This is a genomic window from Amycolatopsis sp. NPDC043885 (assembly GCF_056435685.1).
On record NZ_JBWKEA010000003.1, the window covers coordinates 151472 to 167625 of the forward strand.

21 protein-coding genes are annotated in these 16154 nt (G+C 70.1%); 11 read left to right on the forward strand and 10 right to left on the reverse strand.

The annotated features are described in order from the left end of the window. Window positions 1-35: 35 nt before the first annotated feature. Window positions 36-200 carry a hypothetical protein gene (locus AC069I_RS13590; protein WP_478225422.1) on the reverse strand — a complete coding sequence of 55 codons (165 nt, stop codon included), beginning with the start codon at window positions 198-200 and terminating at the stop codon, window positions 36-38. After that, window positions 197-343, reverse strand: a complete 147-nt coding sequence (locus tag AC069I_RS13595) for a hypothetical protein (RefSeq protein WP_478225421.1) — start codon at window positions 341-343, stop codon at window positions 197-199. The genes AC069I_RS13590 and AC069I_RS13595 overlap by 4 nt, the downstream gene beginning before the upstream one ends. 233 nt (window positions 344-576) lie before the next feature. On the opposite strand from AC069I_RS13595, the gene AC069I_RS13600 reads away from it, so the two are divergent. The 3 genes from AC069I_RS13600 to mscL all read left to right on the forward strand — a co-directional run bounded on the left by AC069I_RS13600 (window position 577) and on the right by mscL (window position 2132). Further along, window positions 577-876, forward strand: coding sequence for an FmdB family zinc ribbon protein (locus AC069I_RS13600; RefSeq protein ID WP_478225420.1), 300 nt, complete (start codon window positions 577-579; stop codon window positions 874-876). 116 nt (window positions 877-992) lie between these two features. Then, window positions 993-1634 (forward strand): SAF domain-containing protein, encoded by a 642-nt coding sequence (locus tag AC069I_RS13605; RefSeq protein WP_478225419.1) that lies wholly within the window; start codon window positions 993-995, stop codon window positions 1632-1634. A gap of 93 nt (window positions 1635-1727) precedes the next feature. After that, a complete protein-coding gene (gene mscL / locus AC069I_RS13610; protein WP_478225418.1) occupies window positions 1728-2132 on the forward strand; it encodes a large-conductance mechanosensitive channel protein MscL in 405 nt (134 codons plus the stop codon). Between the two features lie 6 nt (window positions 2133-2138). Here the strand turns inward: mscL and AC069I_RS13615 are convergent, their stop codons facing one another. Next, window positions 2139-2312 carry a hypothetical protein gene (locus AC069I_RS13615; RefSeq protein WP_478225417.1) on the reverse strand — a complete coding sequence of 58 codons (174 nt, stop codon included), beginning with the start codon at window positions 2310-2312 and terminating at the stop codon, window positions 2139-2141. A 55-nt stretch (window positions 2313-2367) separates the two neighbouring features. Here AC069I_RS13615 and AC069I_RS13620 point away from each other — a divergent pair, with 55 nt between their 5' ends. Next, window positions 2368-2646: an Rv0909 family putative TA system antitoxin gene (locus AC069I_RS13620; protein ID WP_039921525.1), complete on the forward strand. Its 279-nt coding sequence runs from the start codon at window positions 2368-2370 to the stop codon at window positions 2644-2646. On the opposite strand, the gene AC069I_RS13625 is transcribed toward AC069I_RS13620, so the two are convergent. Continuing rightward, window positions 2643-3143, reverse strand: a complete 501-nt coding sequence (locus AC069I_RS13625) for a MogA/MoaB family molybdenum cofactor biosynthesis protein (protein WP_005155592.1) — start codon at window positions 3141-3143, stop codon at window positions 2643-2645. The two genes, AC069I_RS13620 and AC069I_RS13625, sit on opposite strands and share 4 nt — an antisense overlap. Window positions 3144-3265: 122 nt before the next feature. Between AC069I_RS13625 and AC069I_RS13630 the strand changes: the two genes are divergently transcribed. Together AC069I_RS13630 and AC069I_RS13635 are read left to right on the forward strand one after the other, a co-directional pair. Then, window positions 3266-4327 carry an NAD-dependent epimerase/dehydratase family protein gene (locus AC069I_RS13630; protein WP_478225416.1) on the forward strand — a complete coding sequence of 354 codons (1062 nt, stop codon included), beginning with the start codon at window positions 3266-3268 and terminating at the stop codon, window positions 4325-4327. Window positions 4328-4398: 71 nt separating this feature from the next. Next, window positions 4399-5202 (forward strand): MBL fold metallo-hydrolase, encoded by an 804-nt coding sequence (locus tag AC069I_RS13635; RefSeq protein WP_340686918.1) that lies wholly within the window; start codon window positions 4399-4401, stop codon window positions 5200-5202. Between the two features lies 1 nt (window position 5203). Here AC069I_RS13635 and AC069I_RS13640 read toward each other — a convergent pair whose 3' ends face one another. The 4 genes from AC069I_RS13640 to AC069I_RS13655 all read right to left on the reverse strand — a co-directional run bounded on the left by AC069I_RS13640 (window position 5204) and on the right by AC069I_RS13655 (window position 9708). After that, window positions 5204-6370 carry a serine hydrolase domain-containing protein gene (locus AC069I_RS13640; RefSeq protein WP_478225415.1) on the reverse strand — a complete coding sequence of 389 codons (1167 nt, stop codon included), beginning with the start codon at window positions 6368-6370 and terminating at the stop codon, window positions 5204-5206. A gap of 54 nt (window positions 6371-6424) precedes the next feature. Beyond that, a complete protein-coding gene (locus AC069I_RS13645; RefSeq protein ID WP_340686916.1) occupies window positions 6425-7474 on the reverse strand; it encodes a sensor histidine kinase in 1050 nt (349 codons plus the stop codon). After that, on the reverse strand, window positions 7471-8169 hold the full coding sequence (locus AC069I_RS13650; protein ID WP_478225414.1) for a response regulator transcription factor: 699 nt from the start codon (window positions 8167-8169) through the stop codon (window positions 7471-7473). Before AC069I_RS13650 ends, AC069I_RS13645 begins: the two co-directional genes overlap by 4 nt. 186 nt (window positions 8170-8355) lie before the next feature. Next, a complete protein-coding gene (locus AC069I_RS13655) occupies window positions 8356-9708 on the reverse strand; it encodes a hypothetical protein (RefSeq protein ID WP_478225413.1) in 1353 nt (450 codons plus the stop codon). Window positions 9709-9839: 131 nt separating this feature from the next. Between AC069I_RS13655 and AC069I_RS13660 the strand changes: the two genes are divergently transcribed. From AC069I_RS13660 to AC069I_RS13680, 5 genes are read left to right on the forward strand one after another with little or no spacing between them, the layout of a single operon-like run. After that, window positions 9840-10496 carry a glycosyltransferase family 2 protein gene (locus AC069I_RS13660; RefSeq protein WP_478225412.1) on the forward strand — a complete coding sequence of 219 codons (657 nt, stop codon included), beginning with the start codon at window positions 9840-9842 and terminating at the stop codon, window positions 10494-10496. Continuing rightward, complete coding sequence (locus AC069I_RS13665; protein WP_478265539.1) at window positions 10493-11137, forward strand: TIGR04282 family arsenosugar biosynthesis glycosyltransferase; 645 nt, start codon at window positions 10493-10495, stop codon at window positions 11135-11137. The genes AC069I_RS13660 and AC069I_RS13665 overlap by 4 nt, the downstream gene beginning before the upstream one ends. Further along, window positions 11134-11742, forward strand: a complete 609-nt coding sequence (locus AC069I_RS13670) for a methyltransferase domain-containing protein (RefSeq protein ID WP_478225410.1) — start codon at window positions 11134-11136, stop codon at window positions 11740-11742. The genes AC069I_RS13665 and AC069I_RS13670 overlap by 4 nt, the downstream gene beginning before the upstream one ends. Beyond that, window positions 11739-12806 carry a molybdopterin-dependent oxidoreductase gene (locus tag AC069I_RS13675; protein ID WP_478265540.1) on the forward strand — a complete coding sequence of 356 codons (1068 nt, stop codon included), beginning with the start codon at window positions 11739-11741 and terminating at the stop codon, window positions 12804-12806. The genes AC069I_RS13670 and AC069I_RS13675 overlap by 4 nt, the downstream gene beginning before the upstream one ends. Next, entirely contained in the window at window positions 12803-13210 is a 408-nt protein-coding gene (locus AC069I_RS13680; RefSeq protein WP_478265541.1) for a hypothetical protein, read from the forward strand. The genes AC069I_RS13675 and AC069I_RS13680 overlap by 4 nt, the downstream gene beginning before the upstream one ends. A gap of 570 nt (window positions 13211-13780) precedes the next feature. On the opposite strand, the gene AC069I_RS13685 is transcribed toward AC069I_RS13680, so the two are convergent. Both AC069I_RS13685 and AC069I_RS13690 read right to left on the reverse strand, forming a co-directional pair. Continuing rightward, window positions 13781-15199 carry a S1C family serine protease gene (locus AC069I_RS13685; protein ID WP_478225407.1) on the reverse strand — a complete coding sequence of 473 codons (1419 nt, stop codon included), beginning with the start codon at window positions 15197-15199 and terminating at the stop codon, window positions 13781-13783. A 117-nt stretch (window positions 15200-15316) separates the two neighbouring features. Beyond that, the gene (locus AC069I_RS13690; RefSeq protein ID WP_478225406.1) at window positions 15317-16117 is read right to left on the reverse strand and encodes a DeoR/GlpR family DNA-binding transcription regulator; all 801 of its coding nucleotides are present in this window, start codon (window positions 16115-16117) and stop codon (window positions 15317-15319) included. Window positions 16118-16154: the final 37 nt, after the last annotated feature.

Here is a 16154-nt window from a genome sequence, read left to right on the forward strand (position 1 = left end):
CCCGGCGCGGCGCGGGTGACCGCCGTTGGCCTGCCCTACGCACTGTCTTCAGCCAGTCCGCCGAAGAACGGCCGAACCTCTTCGAGAACGCGTGCGTACACGAGCGGATCAACCCCGGACACCCCGCTGCCGCTCCCCGCGGCGACCACCACCGCCGCCACGTCGTGCAGTTTCACGTTCGTGTGCTGCGAGATGCTCACGAGCGCCTCGAAGGCTTCGTCAGGCCCCAGGTGCGCAACACCATGAACATGCCCTTCGCCTGCTCGATCACGGGCAGCGGATGCATGGCTTCTTTCAGCTGCCCCAGTTCCGCCGCTTCCCCCTGCCCATCCTGTGACGTCATGAGGTCATCTCACCGCATCCGATCGCGCGCCACCACATCCCACGCCGGTCAAGATCGACTCGCCCCGGTCGACCGGGTCACCGCACACCGGCGCGGACCAGGTGCGGAACGAACAGCGTGACCAGGTCGTCATGTGACCTTGGGAAACCTTGTTTGACCTGCGTCGGAATGCCCCGGTACCGTGTGGCGTTAGCACTCTTGTCGGCTGAGTGCCAATGCACGAAGGAGCAGCAGTGCCCACCTACCAATACGCCTGCAAGGAATGTGACCACGCTTTCGAGGCCGTGCAGTCGTTCTCCGACGCGAGCTTGACCGTGTGCCCGCAGTGCTCGGGCCCGCTTCGCAAGGTCTTCAGCTCGGTCGGCGTGGTCTTCAAGGGCAGCGGTTTCTACCGCACCGACTCGCGTGACTCGAAGGCCAGCACCACCTCGGCCCCGGCCAAGACCGAGACCAAGTCGGAGTCGAAGACCGAGACCAAGAGCGCCGCATCCTCCTCCACGGGTACGACGAAAACGGCCGCCGCCGCTTCCTGACGTCCCGAGTTGTCCACAGGCCCCCGGTTATCCACAGCCGGGGGTTTTCGTACTTTCCAGGGCAGCGCGCCCGCCCCTAGCGTCGAGATCATCACCGATCGACGAGGGGGAATCCCGTGCTCCACCATCTGCCCGTCCTGCGAAGACTCCACGGCAGGCCCGCCCGGCTGCTCCGCCGCTGGCTCGCCCTGTCCCTGCTGCTCGGCGGCCTGATCGCGCTGTTCCTGCCCGCGTCCGCCCGCGGCACGCCCGGCACCGCGACCGTCGTCTCCGCCCGCGACCTCCCGGCAGGTTCGCTGCTGCGTGCCGAAGACGTCAAACTCGTCGACCTCCCGGACGAAGTCCGTCCACAGGGCGCCACCGGCCTGCCGTCCTCGGTGGAGGGACGGATGCTCGTCGGTGCGGCGCGGGCGGGTGAACCGCTGACGGACGTCCGCCTGCTGGACGCGGGTATCCCCGAATCGGGTGATCCCGAGAATTCAACTGTCCCGGTGCGGCTCGCCGACGCCGGGGTCACGGAGCTGCTCAGGCCTGGCCACCGGGTCGACGTCGTCGCGGCCGCCGAAGCCGGGCATGAGGCTTCTGTGCTGGCCAGCGCGGCCGTCGTGGCGGCGGTGGGCGATCAGGGCACCCGCGACCCGAAGACCTCCGGTGCCGGGAGCAAGGGACCTTTGGTGCTGCTTTCCCTGCCGTCCGCGATCGCGACACGAGTCGCGGCCAGCTCGCTGGAACGTTCCATAACGGTTACCCTCCGCTAGCTCGCGCCTGCCCTGTGGCGGCGGGCGCCTGCGTCCCCCCGGTATGGAGATGGGACGGTCGGCGAACCGTCCCAGGTGAAAGAGGAGAGCGTCTTGATCAAGGGCTTCAAGGACTTCCTGATGCGCGGGAACGTCGTCGACCTGGCGGTCGCGGTGGTCATCGGCGCCGCGTTCACGGCGATCGTCACGGCCTTCACGAACGGCCTGATCAAACCGCTGATCAACGCCATCGGCGGTTCGGACGCCGCCAAGGGGCTGGGGTTCAACATCCTGAGCGCGAACGACTCGACGTTCATGGACTTCGGCGGCGTGATCAACGCGGCGATCAACTTCGTGATCGTGGCGGCCGTCGTGTACTTCGTGATCGTGCTGCCGGTCAAGCACCTCCAGGAGCGGCGCAAGCGCGGTGAAGAGGCGGGCCCCTCGGAGCCGACCGATGTCGAGCTGCTCACCGAGATCCGCGACCTGCTGCGCGCGCAGCAGAACCGCGCGAGCTGAGCCGGATCACCGGTCGTGATGAGGCGGCCGGTTCTCCAGGAACCACGAGTCGGAGTCCGGGGAGCGCTGCCCCGGCTCTCGCTCGTCGGAGGTCGTGTCCGGCAGGACGGCGCCGAAGATCTCGTCGACCCGCCGTTTCTCCGCCGCCCAGCGGCGCTTGTCTTCGTCTTCACCTGGCATGACGTCCATTTTCGCACCGGTCGCGGGGGCCGCCCGCCGGTGGGACCATCAGCGCATGAGCATCGTCGACAAAGCGAAGGGGCTGGCCGCGCAGGCCATCCACAAGGCGGAAGAGGTCGCGGGCGAGGTCCGCGAGAAGGCCGGGCCGCTGGCCGAGAAGGCGGGCGACGTCGCGGCCAAGGGTGTCTCGGCCGCGTCGGCCGGGGCGAACAAGGTCACCGGTGGCCGGTTCGAGGACAAGATCGGCCAAGTCACCGAAAAAGTGGAAGGGGTGCTGCACCAGGACAAGAAGGGCGAGCCCGGGACCGAACCCGGACCCGCCCCGAAGAACTAGGCCTCTTCGAGCCCGGACAGCTCGTCGATCACGTACGGCACCAGCGACGAGAGCGTCGCCATGCCGTCGCGGACCGCCGCGCGTGAACCCGCGAGGTTGACCACCAGCGTGCTGCCGGAGACCCCGACGAGCCCGCGGGAGATGCCCGCGTCCACCGCGCCGGCGGCGAGGCCGGACGCGCGGAGCGCTTCGCCGATGCCCGGGATCGGGCGGTCGAGCACACCGGCCGTCGCGTCGGGAGTGCGGTCGCGCGGGGAGACCCCGGTGCCGCCGACGGTGATCACCAGGTCGGCACCGCCGATCACGGCGGTGTTGAGCGCGTTGCGGATCGCGGCCGTCTCGGCCTCGACCACCACGACGCCGTCGACGATGAACCCGGCCTCTTCGAGCAGCTCCGTGACCAGCGGTCCCGTGTTGTCCTCGTGTTCGCCGTGGGCGACCCGATCGTCCACGATGACCACCAGTGCGCGGCCCAGCCGTTGTGCGCTCCGTTCCATGGTCACACCGTATCCGGTTTCGGCTGATCTTCGCTTGAGCGGTGCCGCGTAGTTGTGACGATTCCCTGACGTGAGCCCGCGATCCGGCGCCGCCGCCGGGGATCGCCCTTAGCGTCGGAACGGTGCGAACACTGGTAACCGGCGGGGCCGGGTTCATCGGCTCCCACATCGCCGATCTGCTGTCCGATCGAGGTGACGAGGTCGTGATCCTCGACAACCTCCTGAGCACCGCGCACGGTTCGTGGCACCCGCCGGGGTACACTGGCCGCCACCGGTTCCTGCGTGGCGACGTCACCGACACGGACCTGGTGGCCGGGCTGCTGGACGGCGTCGACGCGGTCTGTCATCAGGCGGCCGTCGTCGGACACGGCGTCGATCCGTCCGACGCGCCGTCGTACGCGTTGAACAACGACTACGGGACCGCGGTCCTGCTCGCCGCGATGCACCAGGCCGGAGTCCGGAAGCTGGTGCTCGCCTCGTCGATGGTCGTCTACGGCGAAGGCCGCTACGAATGCCCCATCCATGGGATCGTGCCGCCGTCGCCGCGGAAACAGTCCGATGTGGACGCCGGCTGCTTCGAGCCCGCGTGCGCGGCTTGCGGCGCCGAACTCGACTGGCGGCTGGTTCCCGAGGACGCGCCCCTACGGCCGCGAAGCACCTACGCGGCCACCAAGCTCGCGCAGGAACATCTGGCGGCCGCGTGGGCCCGGCAGACCGGCGGAACGGTCTGGGCCCTGCGCTACCACAACGTCTACGGGCCGCGGATGCCGCAGAACACCCCGTACGCGGGCGTCGCGTCGCTGTTCCGGTCCTCACTCCTGCGCGGTGAGGCGCCGATCGTGCTGGAGGACGGGAAACAGCAGCGCGACTTCGTGCACGTCCACGACGTGGCGAGGGCGAACGTCCTGGCGCTGGGCACCGACGGGCCCGAAGGTGACCTGACCCCGTTGAACATCTGTTCCGGGCAACCCCACTCCGTCGGCGAACTCGCCGAGGAACTCGCGAAGGCCTGCGGCGGACCGGCGCCGAAGATCGCCGGGGGTGCCCGGCCCGCCGACGTCCGGCACGTCGTCGCCGACCCCGCCCGCGCCCGGCAGCTGCTCGGCTTCACCGCGCGAACCGGTTTCGCCGAAGGCATCGCCGGGTTCGCCACCGCTGAGCTGCGGGAACCGGTCGGTCTCTGAAACCGGGAACAGACCCGGCCCCCGCTGGGTTGTCGTTCCCGGCAACGGAATCGACTTTTTTGGGGGTTTTGGTGGGCATCACCGTCGGAGACATCGAGATCGAAGCGATCGGGGACGGTCTGATCAGGCTGCCGCTCGCGTTCTTCCCGGGTCTCGACCCCGAAGCCCACCCGGACGTCTTCGACGAGGACGGCACCGTGCACGTCCCGACCGGCGCGTACCTGATCCGCGGCAACGGCCGCACGATCCTCGTCGACACCGGCCTCGGCCCGCGCGAGTTCGCCTTCCCGCCGGGGATGACGCCCGCCAAGGGCGACCCCACCCCGCCGATGGGCACCGGCGGCGACCTCGCTGCCGCGCTGGACAAGGCGGGCTGCCCGGTCGACGAGATCGACACCGTCTTCCTCACCCACCTGCACAACGACCACATCGGCTGGATCGCCCCCGAAGGCGACCTGACCTTCCCCGGCGCTCAGGTCGTCTTCGGCCAACTCGACTGGGACGCCTTGATCGCGCCCGCCGGGACGGGCGAATGGAGCCGTGTCGGTATGGAGACCGCTCGCGGCGCGGGGCTGACCGAGGCGATCAGCGGCGACGTCGTCGAGATCGCCCCCGGGATCGTGGCGCGGCACGCCCCCGGTCACACGCCCGGCCACTACGTCCTCGACATCACCGCGGACGACGAGCGCCTGCTGCTGCTCGGCGACGTCCTGCACACGCCCGCGCAGCTGACGGACACGCGCGTGGGTTTCCTCGGCGACGTCGACCCGGAACTCGCGCTCCGCACCCGGCAGCGGTTCCTCGCGGAAGCGGAAGAGACCGGCGCGATCATCGCGCCGGCCCACTTCCCGGACATGGGGTTCCTGCGGCTCTGACCTACTTGCCGCAGAGCACCTTGTCGGTGAGCAGCCGGTCCGCCTTGTTGTAGGCCTGCCCCAGATCGGCGTCCGAGTCGCCGTAGGTCATGGAGAGCTCGAAGGTCCTGCTGCCGTCGGGGGTACTGGCCATCACCGTCCCGTAACCGTGGAAGCCGCCCATGCCCTTGAGGACGGTGCCGCAGCTCGCTTCCTGGACGTACACGCCCAGGCCGTAGCCGCCCTTCGGGTGCGGTTTGCGCATCTCGGCGAGCAGCGGGGCCGGCAGGAGCTTTCCGCCCAGCAGCGCGGAGAAGAACGTGTGGAGGTCCTTCGTGGTCGAGATCAGCTCACCGGCGCTGGACGCCCACGACGGGTTCTGGTTCGTGATGTCGACCGTCTTCCACTGCCCGGGCTTCTCCTCGTAGCGGTAGTAGCCGTGCGCGTGCGGCCCGGGGATGCCCGGCCAGGTACCGGGCACCACGGTGTCCCGCAGTCCGAGCGGCCGCAGGATCCGCCGCTGGATTTCGTCGCCGTAGGGGCGGCCGGAGACCTTCTCGATCACCAGGCCGGCCAGGACGTAGTTGATGTTCGTGTAGGTCCAGTCCGTGCCCGGCGCGAACAGCGGCGGCTTGGACAGCCCGAAGCGCACCAGTTCCTCCGGCCGGTAGGTGTGGAACCGGTTGTCCAGGAACTCCTTACCGGTCAAGGGGATTCCCGGCACGATCGTGCCGTCGGGCAGCATCGCGCCGGTGTAGTCGAACAGGCCGCTGGTGTGCTGCAACAGCATCCGCACCGTGATCCGCCGGTCGAGGCCGAACTCGGGCAGGTACCCGGCCACCGGCGCGTCCAGGCCCACTTTGCCCTCCCCCACCAGCTGCAGGACGACCGTGGACACGAAGGTCTTGGTGTTGCTGCCGATCCGGAACCGCCCGTTCGTCGGCGGCTTGGCGGCCGAGCCCAGCTCACGCACCCCGGCGCTGCCGGTCCAGTCGCCCCGCGCGTCGTGCACCCGCAGCTGTGTCCCGGCGAAACCGGAGGCGGCGATCTGCTCGGCCATCGCCCGCAGATCCGGCCGGTCCCGTCCTTTGTCCGCGGCGGCCACACCGGGTGTCACCCCGGCCAGCAGTGCGGCCGCCACCGCGGTGATCCCGGCCCGTCGGAAGAATCGCTTCGCTGAAGTCGTCATGGCGGCAACGATCGCCTCCCGCGCTGACACCGCGGTGACACGCCGCTGACACGGTCAGGGCATGGCGAGCGGAAGCCGGACCTCGAACCGGCAGCCGGGGCCGTCGTTCCGGACGCCGATGCGACCGCGATGGGCTTCGACGAGGCCTTTCGCGATCGCGAGCCCGAGCCCGCCGCCACTCGCCAGCCCACCGCGCTCGGGGGTGCGCGCCGTCGTCCCGCGGAACGCGACGTCGAAGACCCGGCCGATCTCGTCCTCGGGGATCCCGCCGCAGCCGTCGGAGACCGCGAGCAGCGCCTCGCCGCCGTCGATGCCGATCTGGACCGCGACCGTCCCGTCCGGCGGCGTGTGCCGTACGGCGTTGGACACGAGGTTGCGCACGATCCGCGCCAGTTCCGGGTCGCTGCCGGAGACGACCGGCCACACTTCGGCGTATTCGATCATCCGCACGCGTTTCTGCTCGGCGAGCGGCGCTTGCGCGGCGACGGCGTCGCTCACGACGTCACGCAACGGCACGGCGGCCATGGTCAGCCGCAGCGCGCCCGCGGTGATCCGCGACAGTTCGAACAGGTCGCCGACCATGCCGGACAGCCGCGTGGTCTCACCGCTGATCCGCCGCGCGTAGCCGGTGACCTCGATCGGGTCGGCGACGACGCCGTCCGCGACGGCCTCGGCCATCGCCTGGATCCCGGCCAGCGGGCTCCGCAGGTCGTGGCTGATCCACGCGACCAGTTCGCGCCGCGACGCCTCGGCCGCGCGCTCCCGTTCCCGCGCCTCCCGCTCCCATACGCTGCGGCGCGCGATCGCGCGGCCGAGCACGAGCGCCGCCGGCACGGTCACCAGCGCGACCAGCACACAGACCAGCGTCATCGTGGTCAGCGCGGGGGTGAACATGAACCCGCTGATCCCGAGCACGGCGATCAGCGTCGCGAGCACCGGGATCAGCACGAGGATCGTCATCGTGCTGGCCAGCGAGCCGCGCCGGAGCAGGTACAGCGCCAGCCCGCCGAGCAGCATCACCGGCAGCGCGAACATCAGCGCGAACGGCAGGATATGCCAGGCGTGCGCCAGCATCTCGCCGAACGACTCACCGGAGCCGATCATCGCCGCACCGGGTCGTACCGGTAGCCGACGCCCCACACGGTGGCGACACGGACGGGTTTCGCCGGGTTCTTCTCGATCTTCTCCCGCAACCGTCTCACGTGGACGGTCACGGTGGACTGATCGCCGAAGTCCCAGCCCCAGACCTTCTCCAGCAGATCGGCGCGGGAGAACGCCACGCCGGGATGGGTGAGGAAGAACGCGAGCAGATCGAATTCCCGGCTCGTCAGGGGAAGTTCCACGCCACCGAGGGCCGCCTGCCGCGCGGTCATCTGCAACGCGAGGTCGCCGTCGGTGATCACGCGCGCCGCCGGTTCGGGCCGCGGCATCCGTGCCCGTCGCAGGACCGACGCCACGCGCAACGCGAGTTCCTTGGGGCTGAACGGTTTCGTGACGTAGTCGTCGGCGCCGAGCTGGAGCCCGGCGATCCGGTTCTCCTCCTCGCCGAGCGCGGTCAGCATCACGACCGGCACCTGGCTCACCTGCCGCAGGCGGCGGCAGACCTCCAGCCCGTTGAGCCCGGGCATCATGACGTCGAGGACCACGAGATCCGGCCCGGTCGCGGAGAACAGCCGGAGCCCCTCGGTGCCGTCCCCGGCGACGTCGACTTCGAAGCCCGCGACCTCCAGGTATCGCCGGACGACGTCCCGCACGGTCTCGTCGTCGTCGACGACGAGCACCCGTCCTTGCTCTGTCATGCAGCCCACCTCATCGTCTGTCAGTGAACCCGCGGCCGCGATCGACGTCGGCAGGACGCTGCCCGGTCGAGCGACTCACGTCGGGTTGCAAGGGCGCCCTGCCACCGCGGTAGCGGGGCCTTCGGCCGGGCGGGTTCACGCGTATTGTCACCTTTCCGGATTCGTCGCAGCTCCGCCAACAGGTACTCACCAGCTCGTCAGCACCAGATGGTTCACCACCAGCGCCGTGGCCGCCGACGCGGCGAGCCACCACCGCCGTCCCTTCGGCGGCAGCAGCGCCACCGCGGGCAGCAGCCACACCGCGAACGGTAGCCAGATGCGTTCGACCTCCGCCTTCGACAGGCCGGACAGGTCGGCGAAAGCGATCGCCAGCGCCGCGGCCGCCACGATCAGCGTGACCGGCTCGCGGAACGACCGTTTCGGCTCGGCGAGGAACTCCGCGCCCGCCCGCCGCGTCCCGGCGATCACGGCCGGGCCGAGCGCGATCAGCACCGCCGCGATATCCGCCCACACCCAGTAGGAGTACGGACGCAGCGTCGCGATTCCCTGGTAGTAGCGCTCGACCACCAGGTGATAGCCGTCGATCCACCAGAACCCGGCCAGCGCGAACGCCACGACGACCGCGGCGACCCCCGCCGTGGCGAGAAGCAGGATCCGCCACTCGCGGGTCAGCACGACGACGGCGAGCACGATCAGGCCGAGCAGCACGAGACCGTAGGAGAGGAAGAGCCCGAACCCGAGCAGCAGACCGCCGGGGAGCGCGAGGATCCGCCGTCGCGTGGCGAGCGCCAGGAGCGCGATCCCGGTCGCCGTGACACCCGCGAAGAGACCGTCCGCGGACACGCCGATCCAGATCGCGCCCGGCGTCAGGACGGCGAACGGCAGGACGGTCCTCGCGGCGTCCTGCCTGCCCAGCGCGGAGAGCGTCACCGGCACCGCGACCACCGCGAGACAGCCGACCAGCACGACGACCGTCGAGGCCCACGCGCCGCCCTGCAGACCGAGCCGGTCGAGCCAGACGAAGACCAGCGTGGCGCCCGGCGGATGCCCGGAGACGTGCGTCGTCCACGAATCCGGCTGGAAATCCAGGATGCGCGAGGAGAACTCGTCCAGCATCTTCGGGATGTCGGTGATCCCCGGGACCTCGTGCAGGTACTCGTGTTCCGTGGTGAGCCTGCCGGTGAACCCGCGCGTCCACCCGTCGATCATCGCCAGCGAGAACGTCCACGCCAGCGCGGTCACGTAGCCGAGCGCGAGCAGCGGACGCCACCGCAGCCGGGCGGCGAGCAAGGGACCTTTGGTGACGACCAGGAGCGCGAGCACGACCGCGGCCACCGAACCCGGACCCACATGCGGCAGCCACAGCCCGAACAACGGCGGCGCGAAGGCGTAGATCACCACGCCGGAACCGGGACGGTTGTAGTGGAGACCGACCGCGATGGCGGCGGCGACCACGAGCATCGCCAGCCCCACGGCGATCAGATCGGCCCGGCGGCCGGTGCGGGAAGGGGCGGTGACTGTGGACATCACCGGCACCATAACCGCGTTTTCGGCCTCCGACGGCCCGGTGCCGCGGTCCGTCAGAACTCGGTAAGAACTTCGCCGACGTCAGAATTCGGTAAGCAGCACAAGGGTTCTGATCCCTCCATCCCGGACTTAACGTGCGTTGCGTGAACGATGACCAGGTTGACGTCGTGCTCCCGTGTCTCGACGAGGCCGGTGCCCTTCCCGGCGTGCTGGCGGCCCTGCCCGAGCGGTATCGGGCGATCGTGGTCGACAACGGTTCCACGGACGGTTCCGCCGGAATCGCGGCCGGGCTCGGGGCGAAGGTCGTCCACGAACCCCGGCGCGGTTACGGCGCCGCTGTGCACACCGGGCTGGAGGCGGCCACGGCGGACGTCGTCTGTTTCGCCGACGCCGACGGTTCCCTCGACCTCGCGGAACTGCCGATGCTGGTCGGCGGCCTCGCCGACGCCGAGCTGACGGTCGGGCGGCGGATGCCCAGCGGTCCCGGTGTCTGGCCGTGGCACGCGAGAGCGGGCAACGCCGTGATCTCGTCGCTCTTGCGATACAAGGGATTGCCGGTCCGCGACATCGCGCCGCTACGAGCCGTCCGGCGGCAGGCGCTCCTCGATCTCGGCGTCACCGATCGCGCCTTCGGTTACCCGCTCGAACTGCTGATCAAGGCGAGGCGCGCGGGATGGCGGGTCGCCGAGTTCGACGTGTCCTACGGCGAACGTGCCAAGGGCACGAAGTCGAAGGTCTCCGGCTCGCTGCGGGGAACGTTCCGTGCCGCGCGGGATTTCGGGCGGGTGCTGAGCCGATGACCTTCTGCCTGTTGATCGTCGCCAAGGCGCCCGTGCCCGGTTTCGCGAAGACGCGGCTGTGCCCGCCCGCGACGCCGGAGCAGGCCGCCGAGATCGCGGCCGCCTCACTGCTCGACACCCTCGACGCCGCCCTCCGAACGCCGGACGCACGCGTGGTCGTCGCCATGACCGGCGAACTCGGCAAGGCCGCCCGCGGCACGGAGATCGCCGCGATACTCCGGAAAACGGAGGTGATCGCCCAACGCGGGGAAGGTTTCGACCTGCGGCTCGTCAACGCCCACGCCGACGCGCCCCGCGCCGGGGAACCGGTGCTGCAGATCGGGATGGACACCCCGCAGGTCACCCCGGCGCTCCTGGCCGAAGCCGCGGACCGGCCCGGAGATTCCGTCCTCGGGCCCGCCGAGGACGGCGGCTGGTGGGCGCTCGGGCTCAAGGATCCTTCGCACGCCAAGGCTCTCGCCGGGGTGCCGATGTCGCGTGACGACACCGGACGTCAGACCCTGCGCGCACTGGCCGGCATCGGCCTCCGCCCCGGCGCCCTGCCCACACTGTCCGATGTAGACACTTTCGCGGACGCGCGCCGGGTCGCGGCGGCGGCTCCGCACGGCCGGTTCGCCCGAGCGGTGGCCGAAGTCCGGTGACCGCCTTCGACCGCGGCCTGCTCGGCCACCGCTGCTGGCTGGAACTGGCGACCGGCGAACGCGTCGATCTGCCGGTCGACCGCTGGACCGCCATCCCCTGCGAAGGCGACGACGTTCTCCTCGACGCCTGTGACGGCCCGACCCTCGACGTCGGCTGCGGGCCCGGCAGGCTCACCGCCGCGCTGACCGAACGCGGCGTCGCCTCGCTCGGCGTCGACATCTCGGCCACCGCCGTGCGGCTCACCCACGCCCGTGGCGCCGCCGCGCTCCACCGGGACGTGTTCGACCGGCTCCCCGGCGAAGGGCGCTGGCGGCATGTCCTGCTCGCCGACGGGAACATCGGCATCGGCGGCGACCCGCACCGCCTGCTCGCGCGGATGGCGGAACTGATCACCGACGGCGGGACGGTACTCGTCGAACTCGACCCACCCGGCCGCGGCCTTCGCCAGGACCGAGTCCGCCTCCGTCCCGACAACGGCGCCTGGTTCACCTGGGCGTGGGTCGGCGTCGAGGCGATCGCGGACCTCGCCGCCCGCACGGCGTTCCGCGTCGCGTGGTCCACCAGCCACGGCCATCGCTGGTTCGCCTGCCTGGAGAAAGCATGAACACACCTTCGGAACGGGTGACGTCGCGGATCGGGCTCGCGCTCGCCGTCACGTTCACGCTGTGCTTCGTCACCGGCCTGCTCAGCCATCTCGTCCAGCATCCGCCGTCGTGGTTCGGCTGGCCGAGCCGCCCGGTCTGGCTGTACCGGGTCACGCAGGGCACGCACGTGCTCTCCGGTATCGCGTCGATTCCCTTGCTGCTGGCCAAACTCTGGAGCGTCTACCCGAAACTGTTCGAGCGGCCGGTGATCCGGTCGCTGCCGCACGCGCTCGAACGCCTGTCGATCCTCGTGCTTTCCGCGGCCGCCTTCTTCGAGCTCGCCACCGGCCTGTTCAACGTCGCGCAGAACTATCCCTGGACGTTCTACTTCCCGCAGCTGCACTACGCGGTGGCGTGGGTGGCGATCGGCTCGATCCTGGTGCACATCGCGGTGAAGCTCCCCATCATCCGCCGCTCGCTCACGACGAAGCCCGAACCGTCGCGACGAGCCTTCCTCCGCACGACCTGGCTGGCTGCGGGGGTCGCCGTCGTGGCGACGGCCGGGGCGACGGTTCCGTTGCTGCGCAACGTTTCCGGCCTCTCGTGGCGCAGCGGTAAGGGGCCACAAGGGCTGCCGGTGAACCGGACCGCCGCGGCGGCAGGCGTCCTGGACACGGCGAACGACCCCGGCTGGCGGCTTTCTGTGGTGACCCCGAACGGCACGAAGACCTATTCGCTGGAACAGCTCCGAGCCCTCCCGAGGACTTCGGCCGAGCTGCCGATCGCGTGCGTCGAGGGATGGAGTGAGTCCGCGCACTGGAGCGGGGTCTCGCTGCCGGAACTGCTGCGGCACGCCGGAAGCACACCGGGCACGCCGGTCCGCGTGTTCTCCCTGGAGAAGGCGGGGCCGTACGGGATCAGCGATCTCCCCGGCGAGCACACCGCGGACGAACTCACCCTGCTGGCACTGGAACTCAACGGTGAAGTGCTCGACGCCGACCACGGCTTCCCGTGCCGGATCATCGCCCCGAACCGGCCCGGTGTCCTGCAGACGAAATGGGTCACCCGCTTGGAGACGCTGTGAAGACGTTGCGGTTGCTGCTGTTCTTGCCCGGCCTCGCCGCGCTCGCGTGGGGCGCCGTGCTGTTCGCCGAGTACGCGTTCCCGCTGCGCCCGGCCGTCTTCGGGACACTCGGGTGGCTCGTCGGCGGTCCCCTGGCGCACGATCTGCTGATCGCGCCGCTGGTCGGGGCCGTGGGATTCGCGCTGAGCAGGTTCCTCCCGGAACGCTGGAAGACCCCGGTCAAGACGGGCGCGGTGCTCACCGGTGTGCTGACGTCGCTCGCGTTCCCATTGCTGTGGCGTCCTTTCGGTGGCGCTCGGAACCCGGGCCTGCATGACGCCGACACCGTCACCGGTCTGCTCGTCACCCTGGCGGTCGTCTGGCTCGGCGTACTCGTGGCCGCGCTGGTCCGGCGGAAGGCGTGATATCGGGTCGAAAGTCAAAGGTGGCGTGATCGAGTCAGTGGCGAAGTAGGCCGCCCGGAGCCTGGCGTGCTCTTGATCGTCCACAAGGGACTCCAGTCGGGTAACAGTGTCCATTTTGATCACTTTGCGCGGGGGTCGTGAGTGGCAATGAGCGTTCTAACCGTCATTGCCACTCACGACCCCCCATCAAGAATCGCACATCTAGCCATAAACCAGACATTTCATCACGCGAAAGTGTCCTTTGTGGACACTCGGGCCACGATCGGCTCCCATGGCCAGTCCGGAACCATGTCACGAAGGCCTCCTGCGCTCGTCGGAGGCTCAGCTGGCCACGCACCTGCCTCAGTCGAAGGCTTCTTTCGCTGCATCGGACGCGGCGAAGGGCGGCTTCGGCCCACCGCCGGCCCCGCCCACGAACCTGACACGTTCGCTCTTCTTCTCCCTAGAAAAGGGCCACGCGCGACCGGGATTGGCAGCCGGTCGCGCGTGGCCTCTTCGGGTCCGGCCCGCTGGGGGTTCGAGCCGGAGCTGGTCTCGGCCGCGCACTGCGGCCGAGCGTCTCTGGATGGGCTAGTTCGGGGTAACGGGCTGCCCGCCGAGGGTCACCTCGATGACCTTGTCCCCGCTGAGCGTGAACTTCACCTTGTCGTTCGGCGCCCGGGTGCGGATCTCGGCGACGAGCGCGTCCGCGTTGGGGATCGGCCGGTCGTCCAGCTTCGTCACGACGTCACCGGATTTGAGGCCCGCCTTCTCCGCCGGGCTGCCCGGCGAGATCTCACCGAGCTGCGCTCCGCCGGTCGGCGCCGTCTGCACTCGCGCGCCGATGAAGGTCTGCGTCGCCTGGCCGGTGTTGATGATGTCGTCGGCCGTGCGGCGCGCCTGGTCGATCGGGATCGCGAAGCCGATGCCGACGTTGCCGCCGCTCTCGCCGCCCTGGCCCTGCGCGGACTTCGGGCTGTAGATCGCCGAGTTGATGCCGATGACCTGGCCCGCCATGTTCGCGAGCGGACCACCGGAGTTACCGGGGTTGATCGCCGCGTCGGTCTGCACCGCCGACATCACCGTGGTCTGGTCGCCGTTGCCGCCGGCGCTCACCGGCCGGTTCAGCGCGCTGACGATGCCCGAGGTGACCGTGCCCGTCAGTTCGAACGGCGAACCGATGGCGACCACCGGCTGCCCGACGCGCAGGTCGTCGGAGCGGCCGAGTTCCACCGGGGTCAGGCCGCTGACACCGCTGACCTTCACCACGGCGATATCCGTCGTGGGGTCACGGCCGACGACGGTCGCCGTGCCCTTCTTGCCGTCCTGGAACACCGCCTGGATCTGCCCGCCACCGGCGGCGACCTCGACGACGTGGTTGTTGGTCAGCACGTAACCGTCGGTACTGAGCACGAAACCGGAACCCTCGCCCGCGCCCGAGCGCCCCGACACCTGGAGCTCGACCACGCTCGGCGAAAGCTTCTGTGCCACCGCTTCGACCGAACCGGCGGGCAGATTGCCCGTCTGCTGGGCGGGCTTCGGCGCGTCGAGCGCGTTCACGGAAGAGCCGCCGGACGCGTCACCGGTCAGGTAGCCGACCGTGCCTCCCGCGACGCCGCCGACGACCAGCGCGATCGCCGCGACACCGGCGAGCAGCTTGCCCGACGTGGACTTCTGCGCCTGCCGCTGCTGCGGGACCGCGTACACCGACGGACCCTGCTGGGTGAACGGCGTCTGCTGGCCCGGCACCTGGTGTCCCTGGGCGTAGTGACCCTGCGTCTGGTGTTCCTGAGACTGCGCCTGGGGAGACCACGGGTTGTACTGCTGCTGTTCCGGGGTGTAGGCCTGCTGCGCTCCGGTGTGCGGAGTGGCATGGCCGCCGAGGCCGGTCGCGTCAGGCTGCTGCGGCGCGGGCTGGGCCGCCCAGCTCGCGCTCGGCTCCGCGTCCGGCTGAGCGCCGGCGGGCCGCGCCTTCTCGGCGTCCTGGCCACTGGGGTCGTTCTCGGTCATGTCTTCACCTTGCGGGATGGTCCTGAGAAGTTCCTGAGCCAAAGCTGTGCATCGGACATGAGTATGGCCCCGGCAGCGGGTGGCGCGCAGCCTGTTCGCGTCTCCCGGCCGGGCGTTTCACGCTTCTTCGGCCTCAGCCGTCTCCGCCGTTTCGGCGATCATCAGCTCACCCGCCTGCTCGGTGAGCGTTTCCCTTGCCTTGTCGGGCAAACCGTCGTCCGAGACGACGACGTCGGCCTCTTCGAGCCCGGCGATCGTGGAGATGCCGACGATGCCCCATTTGGTGTGGTCGGCCAGCACGACCAGCTTGCGGCCCGCTTCGACCAGCGCGCGGTCGGTCTCGGACTCGGTGAGATTCGGCGTCGTGAACCCCGGGCCCTCGGCCATCCCGTGCACGCCGAGGAAGACGACGTCCAGGTGCAGCGACCGCAGGCTCTGCACGGCGACCGGACCGACCAGCGCGTCCGACGGGGTGCGGACGCCGCCGGTGAGGACCACCGTGCGATCCGGCCGGTTCACGCCGCGCAGCACGTCGGCGACCTGGATGGAGTTCGTGACGATCGTCAGGCCCGGGATCTCGTCGAGCGCCCTGGCCAGCGTCCACGTGGTGGTGCCCGCGGAGATGCCGATCGCGGTGCCCGGCCGGACCAGCCCGGCGGCGAGGGCGGCGATGGCCTCCTTCTGCGCGCGCTGGCGCACGGACTTGGCCTCGAATCCGGGCTCGTCGGTGCTCTTGCCGGCGACGGAGGTGGCGCCGCCGTAGACCTTCTCGACCAGTCCGCGGCCGGCGAGCACGTCGAGGTCGCGGCGCACCGTCATATCGGAGACGCCGAGCCTCGCGACGAGATCGCTGACCCGGACCGCCCCGGTCCGGCGCGCCTCCTCGAGGATCACCGCCTGCCGTTGCCGCGCGAGCACGAAAGCCTCCTTGGATCAACTACACAAAATCCTACAC

Coding starts and splice junctions, on each gene's coding strand:
- AC069I_RS13595 (WP_478225421.1), bottom strand. CDS start 343: ATGACGTCACAGGATGGGCAGGGGGAAGCGGCGGAACTGGGGCAGCTG.
- AC069I_RS13615 (WP_478225417.1), bottom strand. CDS start 2,312: ATGCCAGGTGAAGACGAAGACAAGCGCCGCTGGGCGGCGGAGAAACGG.
- AC069I_RS13620 (WP_039921525.1), top strand. CDS start 2,368: ATGAGCATCGTCGACAAAGCGAAGGGGCTGGCCGCGCAGGCCATCCAC.
- AC069I_RS13625 (WP_005155592.1), bottom strand. CDS start 3,143: ATGGAACGGAGCGCACAACGGCTGGGCCGCGCACTGGTGGTCATCGTG.
- AC069I_RS13640 (WP_478225415.1), bottom strand. CDS start 6,370: ATGACGACTTCAGCGAAGCGATTCTTCCGACGGGCCGGGATCACCGCG.
- AC069I_RS13645 (WP_340686916.1), bottom strand. CDS start 7,474: ATGATCGGCTCCGGTGAGTCGTTCGGCGAGATGCTGGCGCACGCCTGG.
- AC069I_RS13650 (WP_478225414.1), bottom strand. CDS start 8,169: ATGACAGAGCAAGGACGGGTGCTCGTCGTCGACGACGACGAGACCGTG.
- AC069I_RS13655 (WP_478225413.1), bottom strand. CDS start 9,708: ATGGTGCCGGTGATGTCCACAGTCACCGCCCCTTCCCGCACCGGCCGC.
- AC069I_RS13665 (WP_478265539.1), top strand. CDS start 10,493: ATGACCTTCTGCCTGTTGATCGTCGCCAAGGCGCCCGTGCCCGGTTTC.
- AC069I_RS13675 (WP_478265540.1), top strand. CDS start 11,739: ATGAACACACCTTCGGAACGGGTGACGTCGCGGATCGGGCTCGCGCTC.
- AC069I_RS13685 (WP_478225407.1), bottom strand. CDS start 15,199: ATGACCGAGAACGACCCCAGTGGCCAGGACGCCGAGAAGGCGCGGCCC.